This is a genomic window from Nocardioides pelophilus, assembly GCF_014180685.1.
Classification (GTDB): Bacteria; Actinomycetota; Actinomycetes; order Propionibacteriales; family Nocardioidaceae; genus Nocardioides; species Nocardioides pelophilus.
In genome coordinates this window covers 1-5858 of record NZ_JACEHF010000222.1, presented here as the reverse complement: position 1 = coordinate 5858, position 5858 = coordinate 1, and the positions used below count along the sequence as shown (strand labels likewise).

Genomic DNA, 5858 nt, shown 5'->3' with positions numbered 1-5858 from the left:
GCTCGAGGCGTATGACGCCACGTCGGCCGCGAGGTCGCTCAGCAGGTAGACGACCTCGGCGACCCGGTCGGCCAGCGCGCCTGCCTCCGGGTCGTGCTCGCGGACGCTCTCGAGCTGTCCCCGGGCCGCGGCGACCGCGGCGAGCGCGTCGGGCGTCCCCTGCTCGCTGGAGAGCGCCTCCCTGGCCTGCTCGGCTGCGGTCCGCAAGGTGTCGGCGTGGCCCAGCCGGGCCTCCTCGGCGGCCAGCTCCAGGTCCTCACCGGGCAGCGGACCGACCGCCTCGATCTCCTCGACCCCGAACCTGAGCAGATCGGCCTCCCGGGCTCGCTCCCGGGCCGAGGCGACCACGTCGGCGAGCTCGCGCTCGGTCGCGACCAACCGCTCGAAGAGCTCGGTGTAGCGCCGCAACGGCACGGCGACCGGGTCGCCCGCGTAGACGTCGAGGGCTGCCCGCTGGGTCGACGTCTTCAGGAGCCGGTGCTGGTCGGACTGTCCGTGGACGGCCACCAGCGGCTCCGCGACGTCGGCCAGGGTCGCGATCGGGACGCCGGCGCCACCGACGTAGGCCCGCGACCTCCCCTCGGCACTGACGTTGCGGGCGAGCACGACCAGGTCGTCCTCGACCTCGCCCCCGGCGTCCTCCACGGCTTCCGCGAGTCCGGGCACCCCGGCGGCACGGACCAGTCCCTCCACCCGCGCCTGCTTGGCCCCGACCCGGACCGCGCCGCTGTCGGCACGACCGCCGAGCAGCAACCCGAGCGCGGTGACCACCATCGTCTTGCCCGCACCGGTCTCGCCGGTGACCACCGTGAACCCGGGGCCGAGCTCGAGCGTCGAGGACTCGATGACGCCGAGCGAGCTGATCCGGAGCTCCTCGATCACGGCGACCCCTCGTCCCTCGGCACAGCGTCGTCAGCGGCGCTGCGCGCTTGCCGGCGCTTCTCGGCGCTTCCCCGCCAGCCCTCGACCGACAGGCCGAACTTCGCCACCAGCCGGTCGGTGAACGGGGCCTGGTGCAGGCGGACCAGGCGGACCGGGCGCAGCCCGCGGCTGACCTCGATCCGCGCCCCGGGCGGGAGGTCGACGCTGCGGCGACCGTCGCACCACAGGACGCCGGCGCCCTGGTTGCCGCTCAGCACCTCGATCGCGATCACCGAGGACGGGGCGACCACCATCGGCCGCGCGAACAGCGCGTGCGCGCTGAGCGGGACGATGCACAGCGCCTCGACCTGCGGCCAGACGATCGGGCCGCCGGCACTGAAGTTGTAGGCCGTGGAGCCCGTGGGCGTGGCGCAGACGACGCCGTCGCACCCCCACCGCGACAGCGGCCGGTCGTCGATCTCGACGACGACCTCGAGCATCCGCTCCCGGGCGGCCTTCTCGACGCTGGCCTCGTTGACGGCGAACGTCGAGTAGACCAGCTCCCCGTCGTGGAACGCCCGGACGTCGAGGGTGAGCCGGTCCTCGGTCGTGTAGCGCTGCGCGACGATCGCCTCGATCGTCGCCGCGACGTCCTCGTGCTCGGCCTCGGCGAGGAAGCCGACGTGGCCGAGGTTGACGCCCAGCACCGGGGTCAGTCGCTTGTGGGTGACCTCGGCGGCCCGCAGGATGCTCCCGTCACCGCCGATGACGACGGTGAGCTCGCAACCGCGGCTGGCGTCGGTCTCGGAGTCGGTGAGCTCGACGGCGGGGTCGTAGGCTGCCGGATCCACGCCGAGGTCGGCGGCCTCGGAGCGCAGCAGCCGGACCACGATCCCGTGCGCGCTGAGCTCCTTGACGAACGAGCGCGCGACGTCGCGGGCGTCGTCGCGCCGCGTGTGCGCGAGCACCAGCACCCGGCGCACGGGCGCGGCGTCGTACTGAGCTGAAGTGGTCACGACCTCAGTCTGTCCTATCCCTCCGTCAGTCATCGTCTGCGGATTCGGAACGGCCGGTGCCGCGGCGTACGACGGCGGCGATCTCGTCCTCGTCGACGGTGGCCGGGCCGTGCCGGAGCCACAGGAAGAACTCGACGTTGCCGGACGGCCCCGGGAGCGGGCTCACGGTCACCCCGTGGGTCCCCCAGCCGCGTTCGGCAGCCGCCGACGCCACCCCGAGCACGACCCCGGCCCGCAGGTCAGGGTCGCGGACGACGCCACCCTTGCCCACCCGGTCCTTGCCGACCTCGAACTGGGGCTTGACCATCAGCGCGAGGTCGCCGTCGGGGCGGGTGACCCCCAGCAGGGCGTCGAGCACGAGCGCGAGCGAGATGAAGGAGAGGTCGCCCACGACGAGGTCGACCGGCCCACCGATCAGCTCCGGGGTGAGCGCACGCACGTTCTGGCGGTCGTGGACGTGCACCCGCGGATCCTGCTGCAGGGACCAGTCGAGCTGGCCGTAGCCGACGTCGACCGCGACCACCTCCGCCGCGCCCGCGCGCAGCAGGACGTCGGTGAAACCGCCGGTCGAGGCGCCCGCATCGAGGCACCGCCGTCCGGCGACCTCGAGCCCCGCCGGCCCGAAGACCGCCAGGGCGCCGGCGAGCTTGTGAGCGCCGCGCGACACGTAGTCCGGACCGTGCTCACTCTCGGTCACGACGATGGCGACGTCGGTGGTCACACCGGTCGCCGCCTTCGTGGCAGCCGCCCCGGACACCCGGACCCGGCCGTCGGCGATCAGCTGGGCCGCCCGCTCCCGGGACGGGGCGAGGCCGCGGCGGACGAGCCCCGCATCGAGCCGGAGCCGGCGCGGCGGCACCGTCAGGCGGGCTGGGCCGGTGCAGCGTCGGCGGCCCCGAGGTCGGGATCGTCGAGCGCACGACGCAGCTCGGAGTGCGCGGTCTCGAACGCGGGGGCGTGCTCCTCGAGCGGCCGCGCGTCGAGCCCGGCCACGAGGTCGAGCACGGTGTCGATGGAGGCGATGCCGGTCGGCGCCGGGGCGCCGCCCGCGACCACAGGTTCCTCGGTCATGCCTGGGAGGTTACCGCCCGACCCTCGTCGCATCAGGNCCTGGGAGGTTACCGCCCGACCCTCGTCGCATCAGGGATCCCGAGCGCGGTGATGTCGGCCACCGTCCCGGTGGCGTCGAGGTGCGACCAGGCGGCGACCGCCACCGCCCGCCACCAGTCATCCAGCGCGCCGGCTCCGGACACGGTCAGCCGGCCTTCCCTGACGTCCGCCTCCCAGCCGCCCACGCGCCATCCGTCGCGCCCGCCCACGGGGGCCGGGTGCGACGTGAGCAGCCCGTGCAGGTCGGCCGAGAGGTACGTCGGGCGCCGGCCGGGAGGTGCGGAGACCAGCTCGGAGAGCCCCGTCACGCCGGTCATCACGAGCAACGAGTCGACCTCCGCGTTGCGCGCGCCCTCGATGTCGGTGTCGAGCCGGTCACCGACCAGGAGCGGGCGCCGCCCGCCGACCCGACGGACCGTCTCGTCCAGCAGCGGCCGCTGCGGCTTGCCCGCGACGACCGGGGTGACTCCGGTGAACCGCGCGAGCGTCTCCACCAGCACGCCGTGCCCGGGTGCGACGCCGAACGACGTCGGAATCGTGGCGTCGGCGTTGCTCGCCAGCCACGGGAGACCCTCCCGCACCCGGACCGCGACCCGCATGATGTCGCTCCACAGCACGTCCGGCCCGTAGCCGCTGACAGCCGCGACCGCGTCGTCCTCCACGCCGACCGGCGCCAGGCCGGCCTCCACCAGCGCCGCGGACAGGCCGTCGCCGCCCAGCAGCACCACCCGGGCGCCGGCGCCGTAGCGCTCGCGCAGCAGATGGGCAGCGGCCTGCGCCGAGGTGACCACGTCGCCGGCCTCCGCGGTGATGCCGAGCTCGGTCAGGTGCGCCGCGACCGCCTCGGGCGGGCGCGCCGCGTTGTTGGTGACGAACGCGGTGCGCATGCCGGAGTCCCTGATCGCGCGAAGATGGTCGGCTGCCCCGGGCACCGCGTCGCTCCCGACGTACACGACCCCGTCGAGGTCGAGCATCGCGAGGTCGTAGGCGGTGGTCAGTGGATCGGTCGATGCGGCCAACACGGGCACAGCCTCTCAGGTCGGTCGCGGGTACCTCCGTACGATGCCCTGATGGACGCAGGACAGGTGGTGACACCGCCGTACGTCGCCGGTCCGCTGAGTCTCCTGCCGTTCCCCGGCCTGATGCTGGCGCCGCAGCGGGTCGGGGATCCGTCGACCGGCCGCGCGTTCGCCCGTCCCTATCGCGGCGTCGCTGCTCGGCTGGTGCGGTGGCAGACCCGCGGCCTGCTGAGCCGCGACAGCGCCCCTGCGCTCTACCTCCACGAGTACACCGCCGCCGGGATGACCGTGCGCGGACTCGTCGGCGCCCTCGACGTCTCCCGGCGTGCGACCCGCGCCGAGGACCGCGCCGTGCTCCCGCACGAGGGCATCCACCCCGCCCAGGCCGACGACCTCGCCGACCGGATGGCTGAGATGGGCCTCAACCCCGCTCCCATCCTGCTGGTCCACAACGGCACCCCGCGGCTCGGCGAGCTCATGGCGGGTGTCATCGAGTCGCCGCCCGACCACGAGTTCACCGACCGCTCCGAGCAGCAGCACCGGATCTGGGCGATCCGGGAGCCGGCTCTGCTCGCCGAGGTCGCCGACGAGCTGCGCGGGGCACGTGCGCTGATCGCCGACGGTCACCACCGCTACGCGGCCTACCTACGGCTCCAGCGGCGAAGCCCGGGCGGGCCGTGCGACCTCGGGCTGGCGATGCTGGTCGACCAGACGGCCACCCCGCTCTTCCTCGGCCCGATCCATCGCAGCCTCGCCGGCACGTCGCTCGACGACCTGCGCAACGCCGCCGAGAGCCTGGGGCTGACCTGCACGTCCCACACGCAACCGGAGGCGGTGGCCGCGCTGGGACCGAGCACCCTCGCCGCCACGGACGGCAGGAACTGGGTCGTGGTCGACCTGGACGTGCCCGCGGACCGTGCAGCGGTGGAGGTGCTGCACCTCCAGCTGGTGCCGGCGCTCCCGCACGGCCCGTCCAGCATCGGCTACCACCACAGCGTCGAGGACGCCCTCTCGAAGGCGGACCCGAAGTCGAGCATCGCCGTGCTGATGCCGGCACCCGCGGTGGATCTCGTGCAGCGCATCGCCGAGGACGACCGCTTGCTGCCGGAGAAGGCGACATCGTTCCAGCCCAAGCCCAGCCTCGGGGTCCTCATCCGCTCCCTGCGCGACGAACCAGACGCGCCGAGCTGATCTCGACCTCCACCCGCGACACCGTCGCACCGCCTGCGCGGAAGAACCGGCGGCGCAGCGCACCACTGACCTCGACCTCATCGCCTGAGCGCCAGCCACCGATCGTCCGGCGCGGCCGGGCCTCCCAGGCACAGCAGTCCAGGACGTCGACGCTGGGACCACGGCGGCCGTCCGACCGCACCCGTTGACTCACCCGTGGCACGACCACCCGCACCACGCAGAGCTCGTCGCCACTCGGCAGCACCCGCTTCTCCGGCTCTCCGGACACCGTGCCGGTCAGGCGGACGACGTTGGCAGCCTCGTTCGCAGGCCCTTTGCCAGGGGCGTCCCTCTTGCCCTTCTTCGTGCTCATCTGGCACCTCCTCGGACATCAGCCAAGGGAACGGTGCCGACGTCGACGCGGTCGTCCGTGGTGACCTGTGGAAAGCCGGCGGGAGATCAGCACCTGTGCACGAAAAGCGGCTCCGGCGAGAAGAAGGAACGGAAAAGAAAGAACGGGCTATCGACCGAAATCGATAGCCCGTTCTTCAAAGTATGTCCGGCGGCGTCCTACTCTCCCACAGCCTCTCGGTTGCAGTACCATCGGCGCTGGCAGGCTTAACTTCCGGGTTCGGGATGGGTCCGGGTGTTTCCCTGTCGCTATGGCCGCCGTAACTCTTGT

At 73.2% G+C, this 5858-nt stretch carries 7 protein-coding genes and 1 rRNA gene; 1 reads left to right on the top strand and 7 read right to left on the bottom strand.

From position 1 onward, the window contains the following. The 5 genes from H0488_RS21595 to H0488_RS21575 all read right to left on the bottom strand — a co-directional run. The coding region (locus tag H0488_RS21595) for an AAA family ATPase (RefSeq protein WP_183101272.1) at positions 1–882 on the bottom strand (882 nt) is incomplete at its 3' end. Further along, positions 879–1877 (bottom strand): NAD kinase, encoded by a 999-nt coding sequence (locus tag H0488_RS21590; RefSeq protein WP_312856478.1) that lies wholly within the window; start codon positions 1875–1877, stop codon positions 879–881. The genes H0488_RS21595 and H0488_RS21590, both read right to left, overlap by 4 nt. Positions 1878–1902: 25 nt before the next feature. Next, positions 1903–2736, bottom strand: coding sequence for a TlyA family RNA methyltransferase (locus tag H0488_RS21585; RefSeq protein WP_183101270.1), 834 nt, complete (start codon positions 2734–2736; stop codon positions 1903–1905). A gap of 2 nt (positions 2737–2738) precedes the next feature. Continuing rightward, on the bottom strand, positions 2739–2948 hold the full coding sequence (locus H0488_RS21580; RefSeq protein WP_183101269.1) for a hypothetical protein: 210 nt from the start codon (positions 2946–2948) through the stop codon (positions 2739–2741). A 47-nt stretch (positions 2949–2995) separates the two neighbouring features. Further along, positions 2996–4009, bottom strand: a complete 1014-nt coding sequence (locus tag H0488_RS21575; RefSeq protein ID WP_312856477.1) for an HAD-IIA family hydrolase — start codon at positions 4007–4009, stop codon at positions 2996–2998. 48 nt (positions 4010–4057) lie between these two features. On the opposite strand from H0488_RS21575, the gene H0488_RS21570 reads away from it, so the two are divergent. Then, on the top strand, positions 4058–5197 hold the full coding sequence (locus tag H0488_RS21570; RefSeq protein ID WP_183101268.1) for a DUF1015 family protein: 1140 nt from the start codon (positions 4058–4060) through the stop codon (positions 5195–5197). Here H0488_RS21570 and H0488_RS21565 read toward each other — a convergent pair. Together H0488_RS21565 and rrf are read right to left on the bottom strand one after the other, a co-directional pair. Further along, entirely contained in the window at positions 5157–5549 is a 393-nt protein-coding gene (locus H0488_RS21565) for a single-stranded DNA-binding protein (protein ID WP_183101267.1), read from the bottom strand. The genes H0488_RS21570 and H0488_RS21565 overlap by 41 nt on opposite strands. A gap of 184 nt (positions 5550–5733) precedes the next feature. Continuing rightward, a 5S ribosomal RNA gene (gene rrf, locus H0488_RS21560) occupies positions 5734–5850 on the bottom strand. Positions 5851–5858 lie beyond the last annotated feature (8 nt).